The organism is Marinobacter sp. LM1 (assembly GCF_042763285.1).
Lineage (GTDB): Bacteria > Pseudomonadota > Gammaproteobacteria > Pseudomonadales > Oleiphilaceae > Marinobacter > Marinobacter nauticus.
On record NZ_CP114373.1, the window covers coordinates 954,237 to 979,885 of the forward strand.

The following is a 25,649-nucleotide window of genomic DNA, read 5'->3' on the forward strand; positions in this document are numbered from 1 at the left end:
ATTACGGATTCCAACCAGGCCCGGGCCATGCCAAAGTAACCTCTTCAACAGATCAATCGGAGTTTTCTGTGACAAAACTGACCCATCTGGATGACAAGGGTGAAGCCCGAATGGTGGATGTCACCGACAAAGCGGTGACGGAACGCGAGGCCAGCGCCGAGGCCTGTGTCCGGATGGCTCCGGAAACCCTGAGAATGATCCTGGAAGGTGAGCACCCCAAGGGGGATGTGCTGGCGACGGCCAGGATAGCAGGCATCATGGCTGCGAAACGAACCCACGACCTGATTCCCCTGTGCCATGCGCTTAACCTGACCTCCGTGAAAGTCGAACTGAGGGCTGGCGATGATGGCGCCTCCGTGGCGATCGAGACCCGGTGCAAACTGGCCGGTCAGACCGGTGTTGAAATGGAAGCGCTGACGGCCGCGAGTGTGGCCGCCCTGACCATTTACGATATGTGTAAGGCGGTCGACAAAGGTATGGTGATCGATAATCTGCGTCTGCTGGAAAAGAAAGGCGGCCGCTCCGGCCACTGGCAGGCCCGGGAGCAATGATCTGAAGCCTGGCGGCGACCGTAACCTTTCGGGTACTGCATAATCCGGAGGGGAACTGTGTCGACACTACGCCAGGCAAGCAGCCGCATGATAGAATGCCCGCCCAATTTGTCCGAACCACGAGGAAACACAGTGGCTGTTCGTTACATTGAAACCTGCCGTTTGCCCACCCCCTTTGGTGTGTTTGATATGCACGGCTTTGAGGAGCCGGACACCGGGAAGGAGCATGTGGCGCTGACGTTGGGGGACATTGATAGCGCAGAACCACTGCTGGCACGAACCCACTCAGAGTGTCTGACGGGCGATGCCCTGTACAGCATGCGTTGTGACTGTGGTTATCAGCTGGAAGAAGCGTTGCGCAGTATCGCCCGGGAGGGTCGGGGTATTCTGATGTACTTGCGTCAGGAAGGCCGCGGTATCGGATTGCTGAACAAGATCCGGGCCTACCGTCTGCAGGACCAGGGCGCCGACACCGTGGAAGCGAATGAGCGTCTGGGCTTTGGCGCAGATCTCCGGGATTACAGCATGTGCAAGGACATGCTTGAGCACCTGGGCATCAAAAGCCTGCGATTGATGACCAACAATCCGCGCAAGGTGAAGGCGCTGGAATCCTACGGCATCAACATTGCCGAGCGCGTGCCTCTGCATGTGGGCCGCAATCCGCACAACGAGCACTACCTGAATACCAAGCAGAGCAAACTGGGCCACTGGCTGGAAACCCACCAGGATGACGACCCGGTCTGATCGACCTCTGGCGGATCAGTTGTGATCCGCCTTCGTTCCCGAGTTATTTAGCCGCCACCACTGTCGGGTATCCGAGCTGCTCCATTCGCGTGGCAATGCTGCGAAGAATGCCTTCGGCATCCAGCCCACAGTCCCGCAGTAATTCCTTATGCTGACCGTGTTCAACGAACGCGTCCGGCAGTCCCAGTTGTAATACCGGCATGGAAACCTGGCGGGCATTCAGGAATTCCGTCACCGCGCTGCCCGCGCCACCGGCAATAACGTTTTCTTCCAGGGTGACCAGCAGGTCGTGGGTTTCCGCCAGTTCCAGTACCAGGGCCTCATCCAGAGGCTTGACGAAGCGCATGTCGGCGACCGTGGCGCCCAGGGCTTCTGCTGCCTCCAGTCCCGGCGCCAACAGGGTGCCGAAATTAAGGATGGCAATACCGCTACCGTCGCGTACGCGCCGGCCCTTGCCGATGGGCAGTGGGGTGAGTTGCTGCTGGATTTCGGCCCCAGGTCCGGTACCCCGGGGGTAGCGAACGGCAGCCGGGCCGCTGTATTCGAGGCCGGTGTGCAGTAGCTGCCGGGTCTCGTTTTCGTCCGACGGCGTCATCACCAGCATGTTGGGAATGCAGCGTAGATAGCTGATGTCGAAGGCGCCAGCGTGGGTGGGGCCGTCCTCGCCGACCAGGCCCGCACGATCAATGGCAAACAGGACATCCAGATTCTGGATGGCGACATCATGCACCAGCTGGTCATAGGCCCGCTGCAGGAAGGTTGAGTAAATGGCCACGACCGGCTTGGCACCATCACAAGCCAGACCTGCCGCCAGGGTGACGGCATGCTGCTCGGCAATGGCGACATCAAAATAGCGATCCGGGAAACGCTCTGAAAAGGCCAGCAGGTCTGAACCCTCGCACATGGCGGGGGTAATTCCGGCTACCCGGCTGTCCTGTTCGGCGGCATCGCATAGCCACTGCCCGAAGACGTTGGCATATTTCGGGCTGGCCGGTTTCGGCTTCACCGGTTCCGGCTTGCTGGCGGGCACCGGTTCAATCTTGTTGATGGCATGGTAGCCAATCGGGTCCGCTTCGGCAGGGGCAAAACCTTTGCCTTTGGTTGTGACCACGTGCAGGAACTGCGGGCCTTCCAGCTCACGGATGTTCTCCAGGGTTTCCACCAGCAAGGGCAGGTCGTGGCCGTCGATGGGGCCAATATAGTTGAACCCCAGCTCCTCAAACAGTGTGCCGGGCGCAATCATACCCTTGAAATGTTCTTCGGTTTTCTTTGCCAGGGCCATCAGGTGAGGGGTGCCTTTGAGCACCTTCTTGCTGCTGTCGCGCACCTGATTGTAGGTACGGCTGGAGAGCAGCTTGGCGAAATAGTTGGAAAGCCCGCCGACGTTGCGTGAAATCGACATGTCGTTGTCGTTCAGCACCACCAGCATGTCGGCATGAAGGTGTCCGGCATGATTCAGGGCTTCAAAGGCCATACCCGCGGTCATGGCACCATCCCCGATAACGGCAATGCTCTTGCGGCCGGTTTTCTGCATCCGGGCGGCGATTGCCATGCCCAGTGCCGCGCTGATGGATGTGCTCGAATGACCTACGCCGAAGGTGTCGTACTCGCTCTCTGCCCGTTTCGGGAAGCCGGCCAGGCCTCCTTTACGGCGAATGCTACCCATTTGTTCCTTGCGACCGGTCAGGATCTTGTGGGGGTAGGCCTGGTGGCCGACGTCCCATACCAGCCGGTCTTCGGGGGTATTGAACACGTAGTGCAGGGCCACCGTCAGCTCAAGCACACCAAGGCCTGCGCCGAAATGACCACCGGTCTGGCCAACTGACCACAGCAAGAACGCTCGCAATTCCCTGGCCAGCCGGGGCAAGTCCTCCGCTGGCAGCTCACGCAGCTGGGATGGCACGTCTATCCGGTCGAGCAGTGGCGTATTGGGCCGCTGCGACGGGATTTCCCTGAAAATGTATGTGTCCTGCATCAGCTCGGGTCTTTATCGGAATGTGAGTTCTATGGCTGGCATTATAAGGGAACAGGCGACCCGGTTTCATACATCCCGGGCCAGTTGTTACAAAATGGTGATGCTTTGGCCTTGTAAATGGTTCAGTGGCTGCGCGCCACCACGTAGTCAGCCATGGCCCTGAGGGTGTCGGCTTCCGGGCCGAAGCTCTCCAGTGCGCCCAGGGCTTCATCAAGAAGCCGGGCCAGGTGCTGGCGTGCCCCGTCGATACCCAGTAATGCCGGATACGTGGGTTTCGCCTTGGCCACATCGGAGCCCTGGCGCTTGCCGATAATCTCGGTGTCGCCCTCGATGTCCAGAAGATCATCCTGCACCTGAAACGCAAGCCCCAGCGCGCTGGCGTAATCGGTCAGGTTGGTCAGCTGGCGTTCGGTCACGGTCTCGGAGGTGAGTGCGCCCAGACGAACACTGGCTTCGATCAGGGCGCCGGTTTTGTGCCGGTGCATGGCTTCCAGTTGTTCTACGCTCAGTTGCCGCCCCACCGATTCCAGATCAATGGCCTGACCGCCAACCATGCCCTGATGACCACTGGCGCGGGCCAGCTCTGAAATCATGGCCACGCGTTGTCGGTCTGACAACGCCGGCGCTTCTGACAGTAACGCGAATGCCAGTGTTTGCAGCGCATCCCCGGCCAGAATGGCAGAGGCTTCGTCAAAGGCGATGTGGGCGGTCGGTCGGCCCCGGCGAAGATCATCATCGTCCATGGCCGGCAGGTCATCGTGGACCAGGGAATAGGCGTGGATCAGTTCCAGGGCGCAGGCTGGCGCCAGGGCTGTGCTGTCGTGGCTGCCCATGGCCCGGGCGGCCGCCATGCAGAGGGCCGGGCGTACCCGTTTGCCGCCGCCCAGCACGCTGTAGCGCATGGTTTCCTGGAGCCTTTCTGAGGTGGTATTCCGGGTAAGACTGCGGTCCAGTTCCTGGTCAACCTGTTGGCGGCACTGGTCCAGATAGGCCTCTGCCTGGCGGATGCGATGGTCCATCACTGCTCGTCGTCTGCCGAGAAAGGTCGGGTTTCCAGTGTGCCGTCACTGTTCTGTACCAGCTGCTCGACCCGCTGTTCGGCGGATTTCAGGGCGCTCTGGCATTCCCTTGTCAGTTTAACGCCGCGCTCGAAAGCCGCCAGGGATTGTTCCAGGGACAGCTCGCCCTGCTCCAGGTCACGAACCAGTTGTTCCAGTTCGTTCAGGGATTTCTCAAAGTCGGCTATGGAAGCGCTGCTGGTGTTCTCGCCGGCCATGGGGCGACCTCCGGTCGGGTGTTTCGGAAATTGCGCGGATTATATCAGAGTCGGTTTGCTATCGCTGCCAGCTGAATTGCCGTTTTTCCAGTGTCTGGGCATTGGGCCCCCAGGATTGTTCTGTCACCCTGACTTCGCCCTGTGCATCCACCGTAACGATGGTAGTGGCCCGTGTGCCGTAGTCACTGCCGACAATGAACGGTGACGATAAAAACCGTTCGGTCTCAAGTCCCACGCCGGTATCGGGAAGCATGGCGTCGGGTGCCGGGCTGGTGTCCTGAAGCAGGGGCAGGAGCTCGGCATGCAAAGCCTCGGTACGGTCGCTCGCCGCTTCAACCGCGGAGGCAAAGGCCGTTCTCAGGCGCAGCAGTTTGGGCCAGGGTGTCTGTAAGAGATGGTTGCTCAGGCCAAAGCTGCCACGGAATAGTTGGCGCCCGGGGTGCGCGTCGCGGTTGCTGTAATACCAGCCACCACGTTCTGTCAGAGACACCAGGTTAAAGCCGGCATACCGATCTGTCTCGCCGTTCAGGGCCGCGCCTAGTTCGCTGGCGGGTTCTGCCAGCGCGCGAACGGGAAGTTCGCCCCGGCTGGAGCGGCCGGTTTCCGGGCTGCCTTCTCGCACGTTGGTTACGGCAGCGACCTGACCGTCCGCGCTGATCGCCAGCCAGGTTCCGCCGGAAGCAAGATCCCGGCCTGCCAGAATGTGCTGGCCGTTATCCGCCTGCCACCAGTCCATGGCGGCCGTAGGGCGGCGGAAGAATTCATCCCGATTGGCAGCAACCACCAGGGGAAAACGGGGGTTCTGGCCGATGGCAAAGGCAATTAGGCACATGGGTGAACGGAATTCCTTGGATGCGTGGGCTGAAGTTGCAGGCATTCCTGCGTATCATACCAGCCTGATCTGAGCCGGGGTGGTCTGTAACCATGAGCATGATAGGCATCATCATACTGTATCTTCTGTTGGGCGCATTGGCGGGCACCATGGCCGGCCTGTTTGGCATTGGGGGCGGGCTGGTGATTGTGCCGGTGCTGATCTTCAGTTTCGGGCTACAGGGCATTAGCCCGGAGATTGCTGCCCACCTTGCCGTCGGTACGTCGTTGGCCACCATTGTGTTCACCTCCATCAGTTCCATACGCACACATCACCAGCATGGTGCGGTGCGTTGGGATCTGTTTCGCCCCATGACCGTTGGTATTGTGGTCGGTGCCGTGCTTGGTGCCTGGACCGCGGCGATGCTGAGCGGCCCGGTGCTGGAAACCATTATCGGGGTGTTTGTCATTCTGGTGGCACTGAAGATGATCCTCGAGGTCAATCCGAAGCCGGGGCGGGACGTTCCGGGCACCACCGGGCTGGGTGCTGCCGGCGGCATCATTGGCTGGGCGTCGGCTATCTTCGGTATTGGTGGCGGCACCCTGACCGTGCCCTATTTAAGCTGGTGCAACGTCAAAATGCAGCAGGCGGTGGCGACTTCGGCGGCCTGCGGCTTCCCGATTGCAATTGCGGGCGCCCTGGCCAATATCTGGACCGGCTGGCAGGATCCCCATCTGCCCGAGCTGAGTCTTGGTTTTATCTACCTGCCGGCGTTGGTGGGTGTGGTCGCCACCAGTGTGTTCTTTGCACGCATCGGCGCCGGGCTGGCCCATCGTCTGGATGGGCGCCTGCTCAAACGCATCTTTGCCATTATGCTGGTTCTGGTTGGTTTACGGTTTCTTCTGAGCTGAGAGAGCATTCATGCTGCAACATCCACAGTTTGACCCGGTGGCGATCGCCCTTGGGCCGTTGAAAATTCACTGGTATGGCCTGACCTATCTGGTCGGGTTTGCCGCCGGCTGGTGGCTGGGCCGTCTTCGGTCCCGCAAGCCCTGGTCGCCACTGCAGGAAGAGCAGGTGGGTGATCTGCTGTTCTATATGGCCCTGGGTGTGATCCTCGGTGGCCGCTTTGGCTATGTAGTGTTTTACAACTTCGATGCCTTTATAGCGGACCCGCTCTGGTTGCTCCGGGTCTGGGAAGGCGGTATGTCTTTCCATGGCGGGTTGCTGGGGGTAATGCTGGCCATGTGGTGGTATGGCCGAAAAACCGGAGCCGGGTTCTGGAAAATTGCCGATTTTGTCGCGCCCTTGGTCCCGGTTGGGCTGGGTGCCGGGCGAATCGGAAATTTCATAAACGGCGAACTCTGGGGCAAACCGACAGACGTAGCCTGGGGCATGGTCTTTCCGCAGGCGCCAGACAGCCTTGCCAGGCACCCGTCGCAGTTATATCAGTTCGCGTTGGAAGGCGTACTCCTGTTCGTGATTCTCTGGTGGTTCTCCTCAAGGCCCCGCCCGAAAATGGCAGTGTCCGGCCTGTTTCTGGTGTGCTATGGCATCTTTCGTTTCCTGGTGGAGTTCGTTCGCCAGCCAGATCCACAGTTGGGTTACCTGGCCTTTGACTGGCTGACGATGGGGCAGGTGCTCTCTGCACCGATGATTGCCGCCGGCGCTGCCCTGATGTTCCTTGCTTACCGGAGAAACGCCCAATGAAAGCCTACCTCGACCTGATGCAGGATGTTGTCGACAACGGATTCGACAAAGGTGATCGCACCGGCGTGGGCACCCGCTCGGTGTTCGGCCGGCAGATGCGTTTCAATCTGCAGGACGGTTTCCCGCTGGTGACCACCAAGAAAGTGCACCTGCGCAGCATCATTTATGAACTGCTGTGGTTCCTCAAGGGCTCCACCGACAACACCTGGCTGGCGGAACGCAAAGTCAGCATCTGGAATGAGTGGGCGCTGGAAAACGGCGATCTTGGTCCGATCTACGGCAAGCAGTGGCGCAGCTGGCAATGCCACGACGGCCGCGTGATTGACCAGATCAGCGAGGTGATTGATCAGATCCGCACCAAGCCCAACTCCCGGCGCCTGATCGTCTCCGCCTGGAACCCGGCTGAGCTGCCGGACGAGTCCATCAGTCCGCAGGATAACGTGCGGGAGGGGCGCATGGCCCTGGCGCCTTGCCACTGTCTGTTTCAGTTCTATGTCGCCGACGGCAAGTTGTCTTGCCAGCTCTACCAGCGCAGCGCCGACCTGTTCCTGGGCGTGCCCTTCAATATTGCGTCCTATGCTTTGCTGACCCATATGATTGCGCAGCAGTGTGATCTGGATGTGGGCGAGTTCGTGCACACGTTTGGTGATTGCCACTTGTACCGGAATCATCTGACGGACGACATCGTATTTGAACAGCTTCGGCGTGAACCCCGCGCGCTGCCGAAGCTGGTCATCAAACGTAAACCGGAATCCATCTTTGACTACGAGCTGGAAGATTTCGAGTTCGAAGGTTACGACCCGTACCCCGTGATCAAAGCCCCTATAGCGATTTGAGCAAGGAACCCGTTATGCGCAAGGCCCTTATCGTAGCTATGGCCCGAAACCGGGTGATCGGCCGGAATAACAAGCTGCCCTGGTATCTGCCAGGTGATCTGCGCTACTTCAAGCAGGCCACTATGGGCAAGCCCATTATCATGGGTAGAAAGACCTGGGACTCCATCGGCCGGCCTTTGCCCGGGCGGATGAACGTGGTGATTTCCAGAAATCCGGAATGGCAGGCGCCAGCCGGAACCGTTGCCGCAGCGTCGCTGAATGAAGCGTTGGTGAAAGCCGAAGCCCAGGCGGAGTTGGAAGGTGGTGATGAAGTGATGATTATTGGCGGAGGCCAGATCTATGCCGAAGCGCTGCCAATGGTTGACCGGATATACATCACCCAGGTGCACGCAGAGGTGGACGGAGATGCCTTCTTTCCGGAAGTGAACTGGGACGAGTGGGAAGAGATCGGGCGCGAAGATTTTTCTGCGTCTGACAACAATCCTTACGACTACAGCTTTGTCGTATACCAGCGTAGCCGGTCAGAGTGACCGGCTAGCCAATCAGGCCTCAGCGCGGCGCGCGCTTGGGGCCTTTTCCTGCAGGTTTTCCGCCCTTGCCGGCGGGCTTGCCACCTTTCGGCCCGCTCTTGCGGAAGCCCGGTTTGCCATCCTTGCTGAACTTCTTGCCAGGGCCGCCTTTGCGGAAGCCGCCTTTGCCCGGTGGCGGGCCTTTGCGATCCCGGCGAGGCGCGGCGGAAATCTCCGGCAGTGCTTCCGGTTGTTCCAGTGGCAGAGAATCCGGTTGGGAGGCTTCCAGCAGGCAAGCCATGGCGCCGGCGATGGCGGCCATGTCCATGTCGTTACGCTCGGCGATCTCATCCAGCAGGGCGATGGCCTTGGCAGCGCGAGGATCGTCGGTGAAGCCCAGCAGTTGCGCCTCAAACTGCTCTACCCGCATTTTCTGCAGGGCGGCAGGTGACGGCAACTGGTAAGGTTCCATCGGGGAGTTGGTGGCCCGCTCCAGAGTGCGCAGCCAGCTGCGCTCACGCGGAGTCACCAGCAGGATAGCCTTGCCGGTACGGCCGGCACGGCCAGTACGGCCAACCCGGTGGATGTACGCCTCGGTGTCGTAGGGCACGTCGTAGTTGATAACGTGAGTAATCCGGGGCACGTCCAGACCACGGGCGGCGACATCGGTGGCAATGATGATATCTTTTTTGCCACGCTTGAGATCTTCAACGGTCTGTTCGCGCTGACGCTGGTTCAGGTCGCCGCTCAGGGGCGCCACAGCGTGGCCACGTGCGGACAGCTTCTCTGCCAGCATGGTGGTTTCGGCCTTGGTGCGCACGAAAATGATCGAGGCGTCGAAGGGCTCAACTTCCAGAATGCGGGTCAGCGCATCCAGCTTGCGCTCGGCGTAGACCGGCAGCACGAACTGGGCGATCCGCTCAACCGTGCGGGTTTCGCTCTCGATTCTTACTTCGGTAGCGTTTTTCAGGTAAGTCTGCGCAACCTTCTTGATCTGTGGCGGCATGGTGGCCGAGAAGAGCGCGCGCTGGCAGGTGTCCGGCGTCTTCGCCAGGATGGCTTCCACGTCATCAATGAAGCCCATGCGCAGCATTTCGTCGGCTTCGTCCAGCACCAGTGCCTTCAGGCCGTCGAGCTTCAGGGTGCCCTTGCGCAGATGGTCGAGCATGCGGCCAGGTGTGCCCACAATAACCTGGGCGCCACGCTTCAGGCCGCGAATCTGTGGTGAGAAATCCTGGCCACCGTAAATTGGCAGAACATGAAAATTGCGGAACTTGCTGGCGTAGGTGGTAAACGCTTCCGCGACCTGAATCGCCAGCTCCCGGGTAGGGGCCAGTACCAGAATCTGTGGCTCGGCCACGTTCGCATCAATCCGGCTCAGCAATGGCAGGGCAAAGGCTGCGGTCTTGCCGGTGCCTGTCTGGGCAACGCCCAACAGATGGTTGCCGGCCAGCAGAGCAGGGATGGATTGCGCCTGGATGGGCGACGGGGTTTCATAGCCAACGGCGGAGACGGCTTCCAGTACTGCTGGATCCAGCCCCAGTTCGGCAAAAGACAATTCTGACATGAATGTACTCGGTATTCGGAGGGTATCGCACTGCACAGGCAATGCATGATTTTGGCGCATTATAGTCTGTTTGGGGTGGTTTTTATACGACTATTGCCAGGCAATCGATAGGTAGTTGCCGGGGCAGGCCTATTGTCAGGCTTCGGTAAGTGGTGCAGTCTTACCGGTTTGCAGGCTAATGAACAGGATCTAAAACAAATGACGTTCGATGACCTTCTCGGTGATGTCCGGAATAACGGCGAAGTGGTGATACCGTCAGACTGGGGCCAGGGGCGCGCCACGTTCGGCGGCCTGGTCGCGGCCCTGGTGTTCGAGGTGATGGCTTCAAAAGTGGCGGATGGTCGTGCCATGCGGGCCCTTCAGGTGTCATTTGTCGGTCCCGTAGAGGCGGATGTGCCGGCCCGTGTTGAGGCCGAAGTCCTGCGTGAAGGCAAGGCAGTGTCCCAGGTCCAGGGACGGATCCTTCAGAATGGCGAGCCCCGCCTTGTCTGTCTGGCCAGTTTCGGGGGCGACCGTGAGTCTGCTGTCCGAGTGGCACCGACGTCGGCACCGGAAGCGGTGCCGGCAGAGCAATGTCAGTCACTTCCCTATATCCCGAAAGTGACGCCGGAGTTTACCCGGCATATCGAAATGCGCTGGGCGTTTGGCTATATGCCATTCTCCGGTAAGGGCGGGCGCGAAATGGGGGGCTGGATGAAGTTCCGGGAAGCCCCGGAGACTATGACCGACGCCCACATTGTTGCTCTGGTTGATGCCTGGCCACCGGCGCTGTTGCCGCATCTCAAGGGGCCGGCGCCAGCCAGTTCCCTGAGCTGGGCGCTGGAGATTGTCCATCCCAGGCCGGCCATGAAGCCGGATGACTGGCTGCTGTACCGGGCAACCATCGACCAGGCTGGCGCCGGATATGGTCACACTCATGCTGGTATCTGGACCCCGGCCGGTGAACTGGTGGCCCTGAGCCGGCAAACGGTTACAGTCTTCGGCTGAGTGAGGCGGGCCTGGCTATCAGGCCGCCATCTCGGCTTTCAGCGCGTCCAGAATGACCCGGGCAAACTGTCGGGGGGAATCTTCCTGCAGGAAATGTCCGCCGTTGAGGGTGATATGGGGCTGGCCGAAGGCTCCGGGGATTCGCCGCTGCATATAACGGTCGCCACCCCGGGTAATCGGGTCGCCGCTGCTGAAGCAGGTGATAAAGGGTTTGCGCCATTTTTCCAGCACGCGCCAGGCCTCCCGGTTGGCGGCGCTGGCCGGGTCGCTGGGTGAGGTTGGCACCAGTGCCGGGAACGCCCGGGCACCGGCTTTGTAATCCGGTGTCGGGAAGGGCGCCTCGTAGGCGGCTATTTCGGCCGGGCTTAGTGATCGTTCGGTACCAAGCTGGACAATCCGGCCTATCGGAAACCAGGGGCTATGGCTGGCAAACGCCTTCCAGAGTCTGAAGACGGCCGGTACCCGCGTGTCCCCCGTTGGCAGCATGCCGTTGCCGACAATGATCCGGCTGAACCGACGATGATGCTCTGCCGCCAGCCTTAATCCCAGCAGTGAGCCCCAGTTCTGACACACCAGCGTGACGTTGGTCAGGTCCAGTGTTTCAAGCCAGTGGGTCAGCCAGCGCATGTGGCTGTCATAACTGTAGTCGCTGACATCGGCGGGTTTGTCTGACTTGCCAAAACCAATCAGATCGGGCGCCAGCACCCGATGGCCCGCTTCGGCGACAAGCGGAATCATGTGCCGGTAGAGATAGGACCAGGATGGCTCCCCGTGAAGCATCACCACTGGGTCTGCGTGGGCGGGCCCTTCGTCTACATAGTGCATCCGAAGACCTGGCTCAACATCCAGATAGTGTGCTGAAAAGGGGTAATCCGGGAGGCCTGCGAAGCGGGCTTCGTCGGTTCTCAGAATACGCATGCCATCGACTGTCCTGACTGAGTGGTTGCGTGATTATCGGTACGACAATCGTCGAAGGTCAGGATAAATCAGATGGGAATTTTGTGTGTTTGAGTTGCGTAACAGAGCGTTGCCAGTTTGAATCAGGATGCGATGTCAAACAGGCGTTCTGGGTTTTCCACCTGGGCCAGAGCCTCGTCGCAGCAGTTCACCGCGCCGCAATCGTCCGCGGAGCACAGGCCGATGGTGTTGCACTCAATGGCCTGATGGGCGTCGCCCTGGTTACGGAAAATTCTGGCGCGGGAGAGAATGGAATGGCAATGCCCGCACAACAGGGTGGGCACGGCGCTCCCCTGGGCCAGGATGGCAGTGTAATGGTTGTTGTCTGTCATAGTTATCCTCCTGATCAGATCACAGTAAGGGCGAAGTGTGACACTTCAAAGTCAGTCCGGGCCTGGGCCCTGCACTTCGGCTTCCGCATTTGTACGTATCAGGCGTCAGGATCGACCAACGGCCGGCGGTTGGAGCGCTTGTCCTCCCAGTCGAGTTGCTTGGGGTCGTACCAGCCAAGTCCGTCCAGAACCCGTTGGCGAGTGTATTCAGACAGCGTGGGCCAGAGCTCCTGGAAATCCTCCAGGCCGCGATCCCGCAATCGTTGCTGCTTGCCACTCAGGCGGCTGATGGTTCTGGGCAGGTGCAGGGCCTCGCCCAACTGGCCGGGCACGAGTACCTCCTGGCCCATCACCTTGCGACGATGGGTTCGGGCTGCCAGCACTTTCTGCAGTTCCAGTGCGGCCTCCAGCGCGCTCTCCACGGTAAAGTTGTCTGCTTCCAACCACATAACCTGTATTGTTGGCTGATTGATAACCAACCACTATAACGCGAACCCCACTACACTGGCCACGCTATCGTGGTAGTCTGCTTTCCCTATCAGCCCCGATGGGCATGTTCTGGACAGGAATTGTTTAACTATGTACGCAAAACTTGAAACACGGACTTTTCTGGCGATGCTGCTCGGTGTGTCGCTTGCGTTCATTCTGTTGATGAAGCCGTTCTTTGGCCCGATCTTCTGGGCGGTGGCCATTGCGCTGATTTTCCATCCGGTGCAGCAGATGCTGGTACGCAGACTTGGCGACCGGCCGACACTAAACGCCCTGATTACACTTTTCGTGTGTATGGTGATCGTGGTGATTCCGGTGCTGGTACTGGGCGCGGCGCTGATCGCGGAAGGTATGGGGATCTACCAGAAGATCCAGGCCGGAGAGATTCGGCCGGGGGAATACATTGATCAGGTTAACCAGTCGTTTCCTGCCATCCAGGCCTTTCTGGCCCAGTTTGACATCAACTTTGCGGATCTGAGGGACCGCGCCGTTAATGCCTTTCTGGGGGGGAGTCAGTTTCTGGCCAAGCAGGCCCTGGGCATAGGGCAGAACACCTTTCAGTTCTTTCTGGGGCTGGCTCTGATGGTTTACCTGGCCTTTTTCCTGATCCGTGATGGCCAGAAACTGATAGAGCTGATGATTCGCGCCTTGCCGTTGGGTGATGAGCGTGAGCGCCTGTTGTTTGCCAAATTCGCGGAAGTCACCCGTGCCACGGTCAAGGGTAACCTGCTGATCGCCATCATTCAGGGTGCGCTTGGTGGCATAATCTTCTGGATACTTGGCATTACCGGAGCCTTGCTGTGGGGGGTGGTCATGGCCATCGTCTCATTGCTGCCAGCCGTCGGGGCTGCGATTGTCTGGGTGCCGGCGGCCATCTATCTGGCTGCCGTGGGGGACATTGTGTCGGCCATCATTCTGACCGCCTATGGGGTGGTGGTGATTGGTCTGGCGGATAACCTGCTCCGGCCTGTGCTGGTAGGGCGGGACACCAAAATGCCGGACTATCTCGTGCTTTTGTCCACCCTGGGCGGCATTGTTATGTTCGGCATCAATGGTTTTGTCATGGGTCCGCTGGTGGCGGCGCTTTTCATGGCGTTCTGGGGCATTTTTATCCGTGAATTTGGCCAGTATCACTATGCCGATCCGTCAAATCCCGAGAATGGTCCGGCCCGCGAAGATTAAATTATGTTATGGTCTATGGAGCGCTGATACGTAGAGGAAGGCGCCACACTATAAAAACAGAACAGCAGATGTCACAGAGATATCCAGGAGTAGATCAGGTGAGAACCATGAAAACAGTCACCCGTCATATCGGCAGGACGGCGCTGGCGGTCGGAACGGTCGCCCTGCTGGGTCTGGCACCCGTTGCCCAGGCCAATGAAGTGGTCGCGCTCAAGCACGCGCTTTATGGCGCCGGTTACGACATCACCAATGTCAGCCCGAGCATGGATGACAAAACCCGGGCGGAACTGACCCGCTTCCAGAAGGACAACGGCCTTGAGGCAACCGGTATCCTGAACGAGGAAACCGAGCGGGCTCTGGGGTTGATCACCGTGCAGCAGGCGGCCGCTGATGCAGGCCAGTCTGCACCGGCCGCAACTGCGCAGGCGGCACCGGCGGAATCGGCTCCGGCTGAGACCGAGTCTTCTGCCGATGACACCATCGAAGAAGACGAAGATGGTGGCTGGTCGCTCTGGTAAACGCCAGGCCCCGGATAAAAAAAGCCCGCCAGGAAAATACCTGGCGGGCTTTTTTGTGGTCCATGACCCGTCCTGAATAAGGTTTACACCTTCTCACTGGAAATTGTGGAGGGTGTTATGAACACGAAGAGGCGGAGGAGTCAGCGAGATTATTCCCTGGCCTTTAAATTGGCGGTGGTAGGCCAGGTTGAAAAAGGCGAGATGACTTACAAGCAAGCCCAGGAACGATATGGTATCCAGGGACGCTCGACGGTGCTAACGTGGTTACGTAAGCATGGTCAGCAGGATTGGAGCCCGGCGGCCATGCTCTTGGTACGCAAGGGGGCTGCGATGAACAAATCGGATCTTCCACTTACACCAGAGCAGCGCATCAAAGAGCTGGAGCAGCAGCTAGATGAGGCCAACCAGAAAGCGCAATTCTTTGAATCCGTTGTGGATGTGCTTCAAAAAGACTATGGCTGTCGCGTTGTAAAAAAGCGGTCCGGCAAGTCCTCGCACAAAGACAAATCCAAGGCCTGAACGTTAGTCGGGCTTGCCGATATCTAGGTTTTTCCCGTCAGGCCTATTATCAGTACTTCAAAGCGGATGCGGCTCGTAAGGCGCACAATCTCTTGGTGCTGGACTTTGTACGGGAAGAGCGCCTGCATCAGCCTCGGCTGGGAACCCGCAAACTGCATTCGCTACTGAAACTGAATGCCCCTTTGCGCATGGGCCGGGACCGACTATTCGACCTCCTAAGAGCACACCGACAACTGGTTCCCCGAAAGCGGGCCTATCATAAAACCACGCATAGCCATCACCACTTTCGCTGTCATCCCAACCTTATTAAGCCGGGTCCGGAGCAGGTTGTGCCAGCCGCGCCTGAGCAGGTCTGGGTGGCAGATATTACCTACTTACCTACTCACCAGGGCTTGGCCTATCTCAGCCTGATTACGGATGCTTTCTCTCGCAAAATCGTGGGCTACCATGTCCATGACACCCTTCATACGGATTCTGTGATACAAGCTATGCGTAAGGCATTGAAGGGAAGGAAACTCTCTGGAGAACTCGTTCATCACTCGGATCGGGGAATCCAGTACTGCTCCATGGCATACCAACAGCTGCATGCCAAACACGGCATTCGTTGTTCAATGACCGATGGCTATGACTGTTATCAAAATGCACTGGCCGAGAGGGTTAACGGCATCCTAAAAACGGAGTTATTGCTGGCGCGCCCCAAAGACCTTGCAGAAGCTCAAAAGATGGTCGATCAGTCCGTTCAGACCTATAACACAAGGCGACCACATCTTGCCTTGAAATACAAAACACCCGATGCGGTGCACCGGGCGTTTCAATAGAAATAGGTGTCAACCTATTTCAGGACTAGACACCAGACTCAGTCCAGCTTGCTCAAATCCCGAACCGCACCTTTATCGGCACTGGTGGCCAGCAATGCGTAGGCTTTGAGGGCGGCGGATACCTTCCGGTCTCTCGGTAGCTCCGGTTTCCAGCCCCTGGCGTCGCGTGCTTCCCGTCGCTGTGCCAGTTCTTCCTTACTGACCTGAACATTGATAGATCGGTTGGGGATGTCGATCAAAATGGTATCGCCATCCTCAATCAGTCCAATCGCGCCACCGGCAGCAGCTTCCGGCGAAGCATGGCCGATGGAGAGCCCTGACGTGCCGCCGGAGAACCGGCCGTCAGTCAGCAGTGCACAGTCCTTGCCCAGCCCCTTGGATTTAAGGTAGCTGGTCGGGTAGAGCATTTCCTGCATTCCTGGACCGCCTTTGGGCCCTTCGTAGCGAATGATCACCACATCACCGGCTTTGACCTCGTCACCCAGAATTCCCGCTACGGCGGAATCCTGGCTTTCGAAGACCCGGGCCTTGCCCTCGAAGACGTAGATGCTTTCATCAACGCCCGCGGTTTTCACTACGCAGCCATCCTGGGCGATATTGCCATACAGTACGGCCAGACCGCCTTCTGAAGAATAAGCGTGTTCCACGGAGCGGATGCAGCCGTCTTCACGGTCGCCATCGAGGCTTGGCCAGCGGGTGCTCTGGCTGAAGGCTGTCTGAGTCGGAATGCCGGCGGGGCCGGCTTTGTAGAATTCGATCACTTCAGGTGTTGGTGAGCGCATGATGTCCCAGGTTTCCAGGGCTTCGCGCATGGTTTTGCTGTGAGTCGTGGGCAGGTCAACGTTGATCAGTCCGCCGCGCTCCAGTTCACCCAGAATGCCCATGATGCCGCCGGCGCGGTGCACGTCTTCCATGTGGTACTTGGGGGAGTTGGGAGCGACCTTGCACAGCTGCGGAACCTTGCGGGACAAGCGATCGATATCGGCCATGGAGAATTCAACACCGCCTTCCTGGGCTGCAGCCAACAGGTGCAGGATAGTGTTGGTGGAGCCGCCCATGGCAATGTCCATGGTCATGGCGTTCTCGAATGCTTCCACAGAGGCGATGCTGCGCGGCAGAACGCTGGCATCGTTCTGCTCGTAATAGCGTTTGGCATTCTCCACAATCTGACGACCGGCTTTCAGGAACAGCTGTTCCCGGTCGGCATGGGTGGCCAGCATGGAGCCATTGCCGGGCAGGGCCAGGCCGATGGCTTCGGTCAGACAGTTCATGGAATTGGCGGTGAACATGCCGGAGCAGGAACCGCACGTAGGGCAGGCGCTGCGTTCGTATTCCTCGACCATCTCGTCGGTCGCCGTTGGATCGGCGGCGATGACCATGGCATCCACCAGGTCGAGCTTGTGTTCAGATAGCTTGGTTTTTCCGGCTTCCATCGGGCCGCCGGAAACAAAAATGGTGGGAATGTTCAGGCGCATGGCGGCCATTAGCATACCCGGGGTAATCTTGTCGCAATTGGAGATGCAAACCAGCGCATCGGCACAGTGGGCGTTGACCATGTATTCCACCGAGTCGGCGATGATTTCCCGCGACGGCAGGGAGTACAGCATGCCATCGTGCCCCATGGCGATACCATCATCCACAGCAATGGTGTTGAACTCTTTGGCAACACCGCCGGCCGCTTCGATCTCGCGGCAAACCAGCTGGCCCAGGTCTTTCAGGTGAACGTGCCCGGGCACAAACTGGGTGAAGGAGTTGGCAACGGCGATGATGGGTTTGCCGAAGTCCTCGTTTTTCATGCCGGTGGCACGCCAGAGGGCGCGGGCACCGGCCATATTGCGGCCGGCAGTAGAGGTGTGGGAACGATACTGGGGCATGGTAGGCGGTTCTCTCCCTAGGTTATCGGATAAAGTGAAAGACCAAAGGATAACAGATTCGACGCCGCTCGCATGGCCCTTTTCCTGAGTGGTGATTACAATACGTAACATGTGATGACCGTTTATTATCCAGCAGTTCAGGGGAGTCTGCCTATGGGCGGCCAGGAAAGCCTGCCATTACGTCGTCTTAAAAGTTTTCAGCCTTTGGGCCGTCTGACGGACGATCAGCTTGTGTTGTTGGCCAGCCGGGCTGAGCGCAGAACCCATAGACCAGGGCAGAGGGTCATGGAACGGGGCGTTCGGGATGGTCTGGATTATTTTCTGATTTCCGGCGCCGTGGAGCTGCAATCGGTTGATGGTCGTAAGTCGACCATTGAGGCTGAGACCGACAAAGCTCTCAATCCAGTAGCCCGTCTGCAGCCCCGGATGTATGACGTTACTGCAGTCAAACCCTGCGAGTTTCTGGTGATCGAGCAGGAAGTGCTGAACCAGATGCTGCGGGCGGCGCCCATTTCCCAGGTGGAAATGGACTCGTCGGATCACGACGAAGACCAGAGCGAAGAGCACCATCTGTTGATGGAGTTCTACTCTGAGCTGCGGTCCAATCAGGTCCAGTTGCCGAGTGTGCCGGATGTGGCCTGGAAAGTCCGGCGGGTGGTGGATAGGGATGACTCGTCGGCCACCGAGGTCGCTTCCGCGGTGTCGGCAGACCCGGCCATGGCGGCCAAGCTGGTACGTTCCTGCAACAGTCCGCTCTATCGCGGTTTCAGCGATGTCCGCAATGTGCGTGAGGCTGTGGTTCGGCTGGGCATGCGTACCACCCGGCAATTAGTGACGGTGTTCGCCATGCGCGAGGTGTTCAAGACCCGTCGGGCGGCATTGCAGAAAGAAATGGAGCAGCTATGGCGCCATTCCCGGGAGGTGGCAGCGCTGTGCTGGGTGCTGGCGGACCACGCCACACGCATTGATCCTGAGGAAGCCTTACTGGCGGGGTTACTGCATGATATCGGGGTGGTTCCTGTGCTGGTGCAGGCGGAGCACCACGTCAATCTGTTCGCCGATGACAGAAACCTGCACCATGCCATCGACGAACTCCGCGCCGATGTCGGGTGCGCGGTACTTGAGAGCTGGGCGTTCCCGAAAGCCTTCGTGGAGGCGGTGCGCCATGCGGAAGACTGGCATCATGAGTGCCGGGAAACTGCGCCCCAACTGGTTGATGTGGTGATTGTTGCCCAACTGCATTCGATGATTGGCTCCAGCCAGAATGAGGGGCTTCCAGCCTTTGATCAGGTGCCGGCATGGCGCCGGCTGGGCGAGCTGGAACTGAATGCTTCCAGAAGTCTGCAACTGCTGAGTGAGGCCCGGGAACGGGTGGATGAAGTGCAGAAGCTTCTTTCGATTCGATAGACCAAGCCGCAGCAGGAGCCTGGCCGGTAGTGACTGAAAAACTTATGAACGTACCGCTGTTTCCATTGAATTCAATCATCCTGCCCGGGGGGCGAATCCCCCTGCAGCTGTTTGAACCCCGTTATATCGACATGCTCACCGGTTGCCTGAAGGAGGATCGCGGCTTTGTGGTGGTTTTGTTGCGGGAAGGGGCCGAGACCGAAGCCCGGGCCTCGTTCTACGACATCGGCACCTACGTCCGGATCATTGACTTCCAGCAACTGGAAAACGGTTTGCTGGGTATCACCGTTGAGGGAGATTGCAAGGTTTCCGTCATCCGTAGCTGGCAGCAGGAGGATGGTCTCAATGTCGGCGATGTGGAGTGCCTGATTGCCGAGGCCGAGAGTGACGTGCCGGAACGCTACCATGAGTTGCCCTCGGTTTTGCGGGCACTGTTCCGCCATCCGGTGGTCAAGGATCTGGAAATGGATGTGGATTATGACGATGCCCGCCATATTGGCTGGAGGCTGACCGAATTGCTGCCGCTGGATAAGCAGGAAAAACAGCGGCTGGCGGAATTGCAGGATCCGCTTGAACGGCTTGACCGACTGCAACAGTTGCTGGAAGCGCTGGAACAGGGCGGCTAACGGTCAGGGATGGGGTGTGTAACTCACCATGGCGGCCTCCCAGTTCCCCATCATGTACATGGCCACGAATGCCAGCCAACCGACACCGATGGCCCAGGTCAAGCTGTCCGGACTCAGGGCCACCCTGTCATACCGGCTGTAACTGGCCCGCGTCGCTCCGGTGATCGCGAGCCCCAGAAACAGGCCGCCAAGTACATCCGTGAACCAGTGCACGCCAAGATACAGCCGGCTCAGGGCCACCGGCAGCAAGGGCAGTGACAGAAACAGGTAATGCTGCCAGCGCTGGTGTTTCCGGTTTTCGCCCGCGACGAAGCTGGCTGCTAGCGTGACCAGCACGGTCATTCCGGCCGTATGCCCGCTGGGGTAAGCGCCAGAGCTTGGTGCCGAGAGCACCTGATCTGGCCGGCTGATGCCGATGCCCGCTTTCAGCAGCCAAACGCTGATCCCGGTGATGGCTGCGGCACTGGCAATATGAATGGCGGCTGCGTAGTAGCCCCTGAATGCCAGCAACAGAACGGCAAACACGGCGGCAGCGAACAGGACTGGGGGATCTCCCAGCAAGGTGAACGCTACCATCGGAAGATCCAGTAGGGGTTGGCGCAGAGCGCCGAACCATTGCAGCACTTGCTGGTTCATAAAGGCCAGCTGATCACTGACTCCGACCAACTGTGACAGCCCAAGAAACAATGCGAGCGAGGTGGCCGTCATTAGCAGTGAGGGCAGAGGAAATTCCCCCTGCTGAGCCGGCCGCTCGCTGCTGTACAGACGCCAGAACCGGTGTGTTGCGTCGTATTGACTCATCCGGGATTCCAGCCATTGATAGAGCCAGCTCCCTTCACCAACGCCGAGCCGAATCCGCAAAACAATCAGATAGACAACCACCAGCGCCGCACCACTGATCGCAAGTACCAGATAGAAATGGGGTGGGGGTTTGATCTCGCTGCCCATGGCCGATCCTACGAAAAATCCCGGCAGGACATACACCAGGGCCCAGCCCGCGGCTGATAGCAGATTGAAGGTGAGAAAACGCTGCCAGGACATGGTCAGCGCACCGGCAATCAGGGGAATGACCGGGCGTATCGGCCCAACAAAACGGCCGATGACCACGCTCTTTCCCCCGTGGGCGCGAAAAAAGCGCTCTCCGCGGGCAATGAGCCCCGGGTATCGACTGAATGGCCAGACGGTATCCAGGCGCCCCTTGAACAGGCGGCCGATGGCGAAGCTGATCGCATCCCCCGCCACGGCGCCAAGGCCGGCCCACAGCAGGGCGTCGGACAGGGGCAAGCCGCTCTTGCCAGCGAGCGCGGCAAATGCGAACAATAAAGCCACTCCAGGTATGATGATGCCGGCAACCGCCAGCGATTCTATCAGCGCGGTCAGGAACAGGGCGGCAATCAGCCAGCCCGGATTGGCGGCTACCCAGGAAGTAACGTCAGTGAGCCAGGTCGCGGTCATGCCTTGACGGGCTCTCCCGGGCTGAACCAGGCAGAATCCGCTCCTCGCTTCCTGGCTTCGAGCATGGCGGTGACGGCGCGGTCACGCAATGAATGGGTGCTGGTGTCGCCGTTGCCCCGGGTGGTGCAGCCGAGGCTGACCGATATTGTGCCAATCTGGGCCCAGTCACGTTCACTGAGGGTCCTGCGAATGCGCTCTGCAATGACCCGTACCCCTTCCTCCGGCGTAAACGGCAGGATCAGGAAGAACTCCGATCCGTTGATGCTGTAGAGCGAATCCCCGGCCCGGATGATTTCAAACAGGGTGCCTGTGACGTCGCGCAGCAGCGTTTGCAGGCCGGCCTTACCGTGCAGGTCGCGAATTTCGTCGGCATGGTCGATGTTCAGGCTGATCACCGACAATGGGTGGCCGGTGGCAATGGCACGACTGATTTCCTTCTGCAGTGTCTCATCCAGAAAACGCGCGTTATGGGCTCCGGTGGCGGGGTCGGTAATGGCAAGATCCTGGGCCGATTGCGCCATGTGGTCATAGTGCCAGATATACAGGGCGGTCACTGCCAGCAGTGCTATAAGGCCGGCTGTCGTCATCAGGGCTGTGTCTATGGGGGTCGACAGCCAGGCGACAACCAGCACCGGCACCAGTAGCATCGCTGAGAGCATTAGTCCATGCCGCAGGGGCAGAATCAGCAGGTTCAGCGAAAGCAAAGGCATGGCCCAGTGGCTGATGCCCGGGGCATCCATTGTCAGTACCGCTGCAACCAGGCCACTGTTAAGGCCGGCGAGAATGACCAGGTGGCCGGGCGCGGAGAGCTGCTGGCGACGGCATAGCCAGGTATAGACCAGGCCGGCAACCAGTAAGGCGGTCATGGCCAGGGCCAGATAGAACAGCTGGTAAAAGCCGTAACGCAGGTTCTGCAGTGCCAGCGCGGCGGTGAACAGCGCCGCCAGGCCGTAGCCAAAGGTGTGGGTCCAGGTTCGGAGTCGGGTCTCGGTCATTGCGCTGCCTCCCTGCCGGAAGGTTCAGTCAGTCCGCTGGCCTCCGGGGGAACCGGGTTGCTGTAGGTCTGGGTCCGGTTACCACCCTGCTGTTGGGCTCGCCGCAGGGCGTTGGCAACGCTCTGTTGCAGGCTGTCGGCATCGTCGCCGATGTTGAGCCCGGCCACGCCGGTACTGACCGTAAGCTTCAGGCCGTGCGAATCCATCAGCGTGCACAGGCCGCGGCGAACCTGTTCTGCTGTTCGGGCAGCCTCGGCAGTATTGGCGCCGGGGAGAATCACCAGAAACTGAAGGTCGGCCACCCGGTAGTAGGTATCGAAATCCCGAAGCTGGGAGTGCAGGTAGCGGCCGATGCGTGGCAGAATCGCACGAATGTCTTCGTCCGGATCGACGTCGCTCAGGTGAGTATCCAGCCCGATCATCATCACCGACATGTTGGTGCCTTCCCGCTCGCTGCGTTGTATTTCCTTGTGCAGGTCGGCTGACAGGTATTCCCGGCTGGCTGCCTGGGTAAGCTCATCGGTACGGCGCAGGGGCGCAAGCTGCCGGGATTTGTACTCGCGCATGAACACCAGAATGGCTCCGAGGAGCGTGGTCAGTACCAGTGCAGTCATCATCTGGTGCCTGTCCGGGAGGGCTATCGCCCACTGGGTGCCGGCCAGCACCAGGAAAATGAAGATAACAGTAACAATGGCGGCCAGATAGACCGGCGCCATGGCAAACAGTACCAGCGGTAGGGCATAGAGCCAGTGGCTGAGTGGCCAGGGGCCCAGCCAGATGGCCGATACCAGCGCCAGAACCAGGGCTGTCAGAAAGAATGCCCGTAATTGTGGCCAGGGGGCATTTTGATGTGTTTTGCCCTGCTGGGTGCCCGTAAGGCAAAGACCAGCCGCAGCTGCAGCTGCCACTGCCGCCAGCAGTTCCCCCATGAACAGACAGAGCCCGGTGGTCAGGCCAAAGGCAATAAACCCGCTGCGGGAAAACTTGCCGGGAAGAAATTTTTCGGCGGTTTGGGGCATTGAGTCTGTCCTTTGCTGGCGCATCCATTTGAACCTGTGCAGCGCTATAATAGTCGTTTGGGGTGCGGACTTGAAACGGGAAAGGTAAAGTAACCCTCCCGTTTTGGAATCAGCTTGCAGAATTAAGGGTAAATCAATGGATGTAGCAGCCTACATGACGGAGCTCGGCCAGCAGGCCAGGGCCGCTTCCCGGGAAGTCGCCCGGTCCTCCACTGCCGTGCGGAATCAGGCACTTCTGGCCACCGCCGCCGCCCTGGACGCCGCCAGATCCGAGCTTGCCACGGCTAACAGCAAGGATCTGGAGCGTGGCCGGGAAAATGGACTCGATAGTGCCATGCTGGACCGCCTGGAACTTACCTCTCAGCGCATCGATGCCATGATTGAGGGTTTGCGACAGGTGGCTGCGCTGCCGGACCCTGTGGGTGTGATTACTGATATGACGTATCGCCCGTCGGGTATTCAGGTTGGCAAGATGCGGGTTCCGCTGGGGGTGATCGGTATCATTTACGAGTCCCGGCCCAATGTCACGGTCGAGGCTGCCAGCCTGTGCCTGAAATCCGGCAACGCAACCATTCTGCGCGGCGGCTCCGAGGCGATTCACTCCAACCAGGCCATTGCCCGTTGTCTCAAGCAGGGCCTGAGCGAGGCGGGGTTGCCGGAAACTGCAGTCCAGGTGGTCAGCACCACCGACAGGGCCGCTGTGGGTGAGCTGATCACCATGCCTCAGTTCGTGGATGTAATTGTTCCCCGCGGCGGTAAGGGCCTGATCGAGCGCATCAGTCGGGACGCCCGTGTGCCGGTAATCAAGCATCTGGATGGTGTGTGTCATGTTTACATCGACAGCCATGCCGACCCGGAGAAGGCGCTGCAGGTAGCGGTTAATGCCAAAACCCAGCGTTACGGGACCTGCAATACCATGGAAACCCTGCTGGTTGATGACGAGGTGGCGGAGGACTTGTTGCCGCTGCTGGCGGAACAGTTCCGAAGCAAAACCGTGGAGTTGCGCGGGTGTCAGCGCACCTGTGCCATTCTAGGAGACGTTGTTGAAGCCACCGAGGAAGACTGGCACGCGGAATACCTTGCCCCCATTCTGGCGGTGAAGGTCGTTGACGGACTGGATGGTGCCATTGAGCATATCAATCGCTACAGCTCCCAGCACACCGACAGCATTATCACCGAAAACTACACCCGTGCCCGTCGGTTCCTGACGGAGGTGGATTCCAGTTCTGTCATGGTCAATGCCTCAACCCGATTTGCCGATGGCTTCGAGTATGGCCTGGGCGCTGAGATTGGTATTTCCACCGATAAAATCCATGCCCGTGGGCCGGTCGGTCTGGAAGGGCTTACCTCACAGAAGTACGTGGTGTTCGGTGACGGCCATATCCGGACCTGACACCATGCACGTGATCTACGGTGGCACCTTTGACCCGATTCACCACGGTCACCTCCGACTGGCACTGGAAGTGTCTGAGGCGCTGGAGGTGAGCCCGGTGCATCTGGTGCCCAGCCATATCCCGCCGCATCGGGGTAACACCGGAGCCAGTGCGGCGCAGCGTCTGGAAATGATCCGGCAGGCCATCGCTGGCGAGCCCGCGTTGGCGCTGGACGAACAGGAGGTGCAGCGGGGCGGAGCCTCATACACTGCCGATACACTGCGCCAGCTTCGGGCCGAGCTGGGGCCGGATTGCCCTCTGGTGATGGTGGTCGGTACCGATGCCTTCTCATCGTTTGACCGCTGGCGCGAGTGGCAGGAGATCCCCGGGCTTGCCCATATCGTGGTGGTGCGCCGCCCCGGCTCGGAACTGCCGGTGGGCAGCGAGGCAGCGCAGTTGGTTGCAGAGCGCTGTGTGGGTTCAGCGTCGGAGCTGCATTCGCGGCCAGCGGGCCAGGTACTGGAGCTGGCACCGCCGTTGCTGGATATTTCCGCCACGGGTATTCGACGGCGTATCGCGGCGGGCCAGTCGCCACGCTACCTCACCCCGGATGACGTCTGCCGGAGCATCCGCGCCTGGGGGCTCTACGGTGCCCGGCCTGTTGAAGGCCAATAGGAGTTATTCACAGGCGTCTTTGATGCTACAATCGCGTCTGAATATCATTGATCGGGTGGCCATACCGGCCAGTACCCGTACTACAGGGTAATTATGCAGGCTGAACAACTGAAAGATCTGGTCGTTAACGCACTGGAAAACATCAAGGCTCAGGATATCAGTGTGATTGATGTTCGCGACCGCACCAGCGTGACCGATTTTATGGTTCTGGCATCCGGTACCTCCAACCGACATGTAAAATCCCTCGCGGATTCGGTGGTGATCGAGGCCAAAGAGCAGGGTGTACGTGCATCCAACGTTGAAGGTGAAGGCGGCAGTGACTGGATCCTGGTTGATCTGGGTGACGTGGTTGTTCACGTGATGATGCCTGCTACCCGGGAGTTCTACGATCTGGAGCGCTTCTGGCGTGATGCTCCGGATCTCGGTGCTGCGGGCAGCGAGTAG

The 25,649-nt window shown here is 59.4% G+C and carries 27 protein-coding genes; 15 read left to right on the forward strand and 12 right to left on the reverse strand.

Translation table 11 applies throughout. The annotated features are described in order from the left end of the window. Window positions 1-68: 68 nt before the first annotated feature. Together moaC and ribA are read left to right on the forward strand one after the other, a co-directional pair. Complete coding sequence (moaC, locus tag OZ656_RS04425; RefSeq protein WP_014420643.1) at window positions 69-551, forward strand: cyclic pyranopterin monophosphate synthase MoaC; 483 nt, start codon at window positions 69-71, stop codon at window positions 549-551. Between the two features lie 132 nt (window positions 552-683). Continuing rightward, entirely contained in the window at window positions 684-1,295 is a 612-nt protein-coding gene (ribA, locus tag OZ656_RS04430; protein WP_014420644.1) for a GTP cyclohydrolase II, read from the forward strand. A gap of 43 nt (window positions 1,296-1,338) precedes the next feature. Here ribA and dxs read toward each other — a convergent pair whose 3' ends face one another. The 4 genes from dxs to OZ656_RS04450 form a co-directional block, all read right to left on the reverse strand. After that, a complete protein-coding gene (gene dxs, locus OZ656_RS04435) occupies window positions 1,339-3,270 on the reverse strand; it encodes a 1-deoxy-D-xylulose-5-phosphate synthase (protein WP_023008908.1) in 1,932 nt (643 codons plus the stop codon). A gap of 122 nt (window positions 3,271-3,392) precedes the next feature. Then, window positions 3,393-4,289 carry a (2E,6E)-farnesyl diphosphate synthase gene (gene ispA / locus OZ656_RS04440; protein ID WP_153740865.1) on the reverse strand — a complete coding sequence of 299 codons (897 nt, stop codon included), beginning with the start codon at window positions 4,287-4,289 and terminating at the stop codon, window positions 3,393-3,395. Further along, window positions 4,289-4,546 carry an exodeoxyribonuclease VII small subunit gene (locus OZ656_RS04445; RefSeq protein WP_011785895.1) on the reverse strand — a complete coding sequence of 86 codons (258 nt, stop codon included), beginning with the start codon at window positions 4,544-4,546 and terminating at the stop codon, window positions 4,289-4,291. The genes ispA and OZ656_RS04445 overlap by 1 nt, the downstream gene beginning before the upstream one ends. Before the next feature lie 58 nt (window positions 4,547-4,604). Beyond that, window positions 4,605-5,378, reverse strand: coding sequence for an NRDE family protein (locus OZ656_RS04450; RefSeq protein ID WP_153740866.1), 774 nt, complete (start codon window positions 5,376-5,378; stop codon window positions 4,605-4,607). A gap of 92 nt (window positions 5,379-5,470) precedes the next feature. On the opposite strand from OZ656_RS04450, the gene OZ656_RS04455 reads away from it, so the two are divergent. The 4 genes from OZ656_RS04455 to OZ656_RS04470 are packed head-to-tail and all read left to right on the forward strand — an operon-like array spanning window position 5,471 to window position 8,433. Continuing rightward, window positions 5,471-6,268 carry a sulfite exporter TauE/SafE family protein gene (locus OZ656_RS04455; protein ID WP_023011441.1) on the forward strand — a complete coding sequence of 266 codons (798 nt, stop codon included), beginning with the start codon at window positions 5,471-5,473 and terminating at the stop codon, window positions 6,266-6,268. A gap of 10 nt (window positions 6,269-6,278) precedes the next feature. Then, on the forward strand, window positions 6,279-7,067 hold the full coding sequence (lgt, locus tag OZ656_RS04460; protein WP_278350341.1) for a prolipoprotein diacylglyceryl transferase: 789 nt from the start codon (window positions 6,279-6,281) through the stop codon (window positions 7,065-7,067). Then, window positions 7,064-7,903, forward strand: a complete 840-nt coding sequence (locus OZ656_RS04465) for a thymidylate synthase (RefSeq protein WP_278350342.1) — start codon at window positions 7,064-7,066, stop codon at window positions 7,901-7,903. The genes lgt and OZ656_RS04465 overlap by 4 nt, the downstream gene beginning before the upstream one ends. Window positions 7,904-7,917: 14 nt before the next feature. After that, window positions 7,918-8,433 (forward strand): dihydrofolate reductase, encoded by a 516-nt coding sequence (locus OZ656_RS04470; RefSeq protein WP_014420650.1) that lies wholly within the window; start codon window positions 7,918-7,920, stop codon window positions 8,431-8,433. Between the two features lie 19 nt (window positions 8,434-8,452). Here the strand turns inward: OZ656_RS04470 and OZ656_RS04475 are convergent, their stop codons facing one another. Beyond that, complete coding sequence (locus OZ656_RS04475) at window positions 8,453-9,979, reverse strand: DEAD/DEAH box helicase (RefSeq protein ID WP_022991977.1); 1,527 nt, start codon at window positions 9,977-9,979, stop codon at window positions 8,453-8,455. Between the two features lie 198 nt (window positions 9,980-10,177). Here OZ656_RS04475 and OZ656_RS04480 point away from each other — a divergent pair, with 198 nt between their 5' ends. Continuing rightward, window positions 10,178-10,966 (forward strand): acyl-CoA thioesterase, encoded by a 789-nt coding sequence (locus OZ656_RS04480; RefSeq protein ID WP_379944999.1) that lies wholly within the window; start codon window positions 10,178-10,180, stop codon window positions 10,964-10,966. An 18-nt stretch (window positions 10,967-10,984) separates the two neighbouring features. Here OZ656_RS04480 and OZ656_RS04485 read toward each other — a convergent pair whose 3' ends face one another. The 3 genes from OZ656_RS04485 to OZ656_RS04495 form a co-directional block, all read right to left on the reverse strand. Next, window positions 10,985-11,884, reverse strand: a complete 900-nt coding sequence (locus OZ656_RS04485; RefSeq protein WP_379945000.1) for a haloalkane dehalogenase — start codon at window positions 11,882-11,884, stop codon at window positions 10,985-10,987. A 122-nt stretch (window positions 11,885-12,006) separates the two neighbouring features. Next, complete coding sequence (locus OZ656_RS04490) at window positions 12,007-12,255, reverse strand: hypothetical protein (protein WP_011785886.1); 249 nt, start codon at window positions 12,253-12,255, stop codon at window positions 12,007-12,009. Between the two features lie 98 nt (window positions 12,256-12,353). Continuing rightward, complete coding sequence (locus tag OZ656_RS04495; RefSeq protein WP_014420653.1) at window positions 12,354-12,704, reverse strand: hypothetical protein; 351 nt, start codon at window positions 12,702-12,704, stop codon at window positions 12,354-12,356. A gap of 130 nt (window positions 12,705-12,834) precedes the next feature. Between OZ656_RS04495 and OZ656_RS04500 the strand changes: the two genes are divergently transcribed. From OZ656_RS04500 to OZ656_RS04510, 3 genes are all read left to right on the forward strand, one after another. Continuing rightward, a complete protein-coding gene (locus OZ656_RS04500) occupies window positions 12,835-13,926 on the forward strand; it encodes an AI-2E family transporter (protein ID WP_379945002.1) in 1,092 nt (363 codons plus the stop codon). A 107-nt stretch (window positions 13,927-14,033) separates the two neighbouring features. Next, on the forward strand, window positions 14,034-14,444 hold the full coding sequence (locus OZ656_RS04505) for a peptidoglycan-binding domain-containing protein (protein WP_011785883.1): 411 nt from the start codon (window positions 14,034-14,036) through the stop codon (window positions 14,442-14,444). Between the two features lie 117 nt (window positions 14,445-14,561). Beyond that, a protein-coding gene (locus OZ656_RS04510) for an IS3 family transposase (protein ID WP_379944743.1) occupies window positions 14,562-15,781 on the forward strand; the annotation gives its coding sequence in 2 pieces (ribosomal slippage) (window positions 14,562-14,925 and window positions 14,925-15,781; 1,221 coding nt in all). A 38-nt stretch (window positions 15,782-15,819) separates the two neighbouring features. On the opposite strand, the gene ilvD is transcribed toward OZ656_RS04510, so the two are convergent. Further along, entirely contained in the window at window positions 15,820-17,655 is a 1,836-nt protein-coding gene (gene ilvD, locus OZ656_RS04515; RefSeq protein WP_014420655.1) for a dihydroxy-acid dehydratase, read from the reverse strand. Between the two features lie 153 nt (window positions 17,656-17,808). On the opposite strand from ilvD, the gene OZ656_RS04520 reads away from it, so the two are divergent. Together OZ656_RS04520 and OZ656_RS04525 are read left to right on the forward strand one after the other, a co-directional pair. Beyond that, the gene (locus tag OZ656_RS04520) at window positions 17,809-19,062 is read left to right on the forward strand and encodes an HDOD domain-containing protein (RefSeq protein WP_278350346.1); all 1,254 of its coding nucleotides are present in this window, start codon (window positions 17,809-17,811) and stop codon (window positions 19,060-19,062) included. Window positions 19,063-19,106: 44 nt separating this feature from the next. Further along, complete coding sequence (locus OZ656_RS04525; RefSeq protein ID WP_341456419.1) at window positions 19,107-19,688, forward strand: LON peptidase substrate-binding domain-containing protein; 582 nt, start codon at window positions 19,107-19,109, stop codon at window positions 19,686-19,688. Window positions 19,689-19,691: 3 nt separating this feature from the next. On the opposite strand, the gene OZ656_RS04530 is transcribed toward OZ656_RS04525, so the two are convergent. Genes OZ656_RS04530 through OZ656_RS04540 form a run of 3 tightly spaced genes read right to left on the reverse strand, consistent with a single transcriptional unit; the run spans window position 19,692 to window position 23,157 of the window. Then, window positions 19,692-21,143 carry a bifunctional DedA family/phosphatase PAP2 family protein gene (locus OZ656_RS04530; RefSeq protein WP_278350348.1) on the reverse strand — a complete coding sequence of 484 codons (1,452 nt, stop codon included), beginning with the start codon at window positions 21,141-21,143 and terminating at the stop codon, window positions 19,692-19,694. Next, window positions 21,140-22,138 (reverse strand): GGDEF domain-containing protein, encoded by a 999-nt coding sequence (locus tag OZ656_RS04535; RefSeq protein ID WP_379945004.1) that lies wholly within the window; start codon window positions 22,136-22,138, stop codon window positions 21,140-21,142. The genes OZ656_RS04530 and OZ656_RS04535 overlap by 4 nt, the downstream gene beginning before the upstream one ends. Continuing rightward, entirely contained in the window at window positions 22,135-23,157 is a 1,023-nt protein-coding gene (locus OZ656_RS04540; protein WP_278350350.1) for a GGDEF domain-containing protein, read from the reverse strand. The genes OZ656_RS04535 and OZ656_RS04540 overlap by 4 nt, the downstream gene beginning before the upstream one ends. Window positions 23,158-23,293: 136 nt before the next feature. Between OZ656_RS04540 and OZ656_RS04545 the strand changes: the two genes are divergently transcribed. The 3 genes from OZ656_RS04545 (at window position 23,294) to rsfS (ending at window position 25,649) form a co-directional block, all read left to right on the forward strand. Continuing rightward, a complete protein-coding gene (locus OZ656_RS04545) occupies window positions 23,294-24,550 on the forward strand; it encodes a glutamate-5-semialdehyde dehydrogenase (RefSeq protein WP_278350351.1) in 1,257 nt (418 codons plus the stop codon). A 4-nt stretch (window positions 24,551-24,554) separates the two neighbouring features. After that, complete coding sequence (gene nadD, locus OZ656_RS04550; RefSeq protein ID WP_278350352.1) at window positions 24,555-25,205, forward strand: nicotinate-nucleotide adenylyltransferase; 651 nt, start codon at window positions 24,555-24,557, stop codon at window positions 25,203-25,205. Between the two features lie 93 nt (window positions 25,206-25,298). Next, window positions 25,299-25,649: a ribosome silencing factor gene (gene rsfS / locus OZ656_RS04555; protein ID WP_011785874.1), complete on the forward strand. Its 351-nt coding sequence runs from the start codon at window positions 25,299-25,301 to the stop codon at window positions 25,647-25,649.

Excerpts from the sequence above, each read along its gene's own strand:
- dxs (WP_023008908.1), bottom strand. The coding sequence starts at position 3,270 with ATGCAGGACACATACATTTTCAGGGAAATCCCGTCGCAGCGGCCCAAT.
- ispA (WP_153740865.1), bottom strand. The coding sequence starts at position 4,289 with ATGGACCATCGCATCCGCCAGGCAGAGGCCTATCTGGACCAGTGCCGC.
- OZ656_RS04445 (WP_011785895.1), bottom strand. The coding sequence starts at position 4,546 with ATGGCCGGCGAGAACACCAGCAGCGCTTCCATAGCCGACTTTGAGAAA.
- OZ656_RS04450 (WP_153740866.1), bottom strand. The coding sequence starts at position 5,378 with ATGTGCCTAATTGCCTTTGCCATCGGCCAGAACCCCCGTTTTCCCCTG.
- OZ656_RS04455 (WP_023011441.1), top strand. The coding sequence starts at position 5,471 with ATGAGCATGATAGGCATCATCATACTGTATCTTCTGTTGGGCGCATTG.
- lgt (WP_278350341.1), top strand. The coding sequence starts at position 6,279 with ATGCTGCAACATCCACAGTTTGACCCGGTGGCGATCGCCCTTGGGCCG.
- OZ656_RS04465 (WP_278350342.1), top strand. The coding sequence starts at position 7,064 with ATGAAAGCCTACCTCGACCTGATGCAGGATGTTGTCGACAACGGATTC.
- OZ656_RS04470 (WP_014420650.1), top strand. The coding sequence starts at position 7,918 with ATGCGCAAGGCCCTTATCGTAGCTATGGCCCGAAACCGGGTGATCGGC.
- OZ656_RS04475 (WP_022991977.1), bottom strand. The coding sequence starts at position 9,979 with ATGTCAGAATTGTCTTTTGCCGAACTGGGGCTGGATCCAGCAGTACTG.
- OZ656_RS04480 (WP_379944999.1), top strand. The coding sequence starts at position 10,178 with ATGACGTTCGATGACCTTCTCGGTGATGTCCGGAATAACGGCGAAGTG.
- OZ656_RS04485 (WP_379945000.1), bottom strand. The coding sequence starts at position 11,884 with ATGCGTATTCTGAGAACCGACGAAGCCCGCTTCGCAGGCCTCCCGGAT.
- OZ656_RS04490 (WP_011785886.1), bottom strand. The coding sequence starts at position 12,255 with ATGACAGACAACAACCATTACACTGCCATCCTGGCCCAGGGGAGCGCC.
- OZ656_RS04495 (WP_014420653.1), bottom strand. The coding sequence starts at position 12,704 with ATGTGGTTGGAAGCAGACAACTTTACCGTGGAGAGCGCGCTGGAGGCC.
- OZ656_RS04500 (WP_379945002.1), top strand. The coding sequence starts at position 12,835 with ATGTACGCAAAACTTGAAACACGGACTTTTCTGGCGATGCTGCTCGGT.
- OZ656_RS04505 (WP_011785883.1), top strand. The coding sequence starts at position 14,034 with ATGAAAACAGTCACCCGTCATATCGGCAGGACGGCGCTGGCGGTCGGA.
- ilvD (WP_014420655.1), bottom strand. The coding sequence starts at position 17,655 with ATGCCCCAGTATCGTTCCCACACCTCTACTGCCGGCCGCAATATGGCC.
- OZ656_RS04520 (WP_278350346.1), top strand. The coding sequence starts at position 17,809 with ATGGGCGGCCAGGAAAGCCTGCCATTACGTCGTCTTAAAAGTTTTCAG.
- OZ656_RS04525 (WP_341456419.1), top strand. The coding sequence starts at position 19,107 with ATGAACGTACCGCTGTTTCCATTGAATTCAATCATCCTGCCCGGGGGG.
- OZ656_RS04530 (WP_278350348.1), bottom strand. The coding sequence starts at position 21,143 with ATGACCGCGACCTGGCTCACTGACGTTACTTCCTGGGTAGCCGCCAAT.
- OZ656_RS04535 (WP_379945004.1), bottom strand. The coding sequence starts at position 22,138 with ATGACCGAGACCCGACTCCGAACCTGGACCCACACCTTTGGCTACGGC.
- OZ656_RS04540 (WP_278350350.1), bottom strand. The coding sequence starts at position 23,157 with ATGCCCCAAACCGCCGAAAAATTTCTTCCCGGCAAGTTTTCCCGCAGC.
- OZ656_RS04545 (WP_278350351.1), top strand. The coding sequence starts at position 23,294 with ATGGATGTAGCAGCCTACATGACGGAGCTCGGCCAGCAGGCCAGGGCC.
- nadD (WP_278350352.1), top strand. The coding sequence starts at position 24,555 with ATGCACGTGATCTACGGTGGCACCTTTGACCCGATTCACCACGGTCAC.
- rsfS (WP_011785874.1), top strand. The coding sequence starts at position 25,299 with ATGCAGGCTGAACAACTGAAAGATCTGGTCGTTAACGCACTGGAAAAC.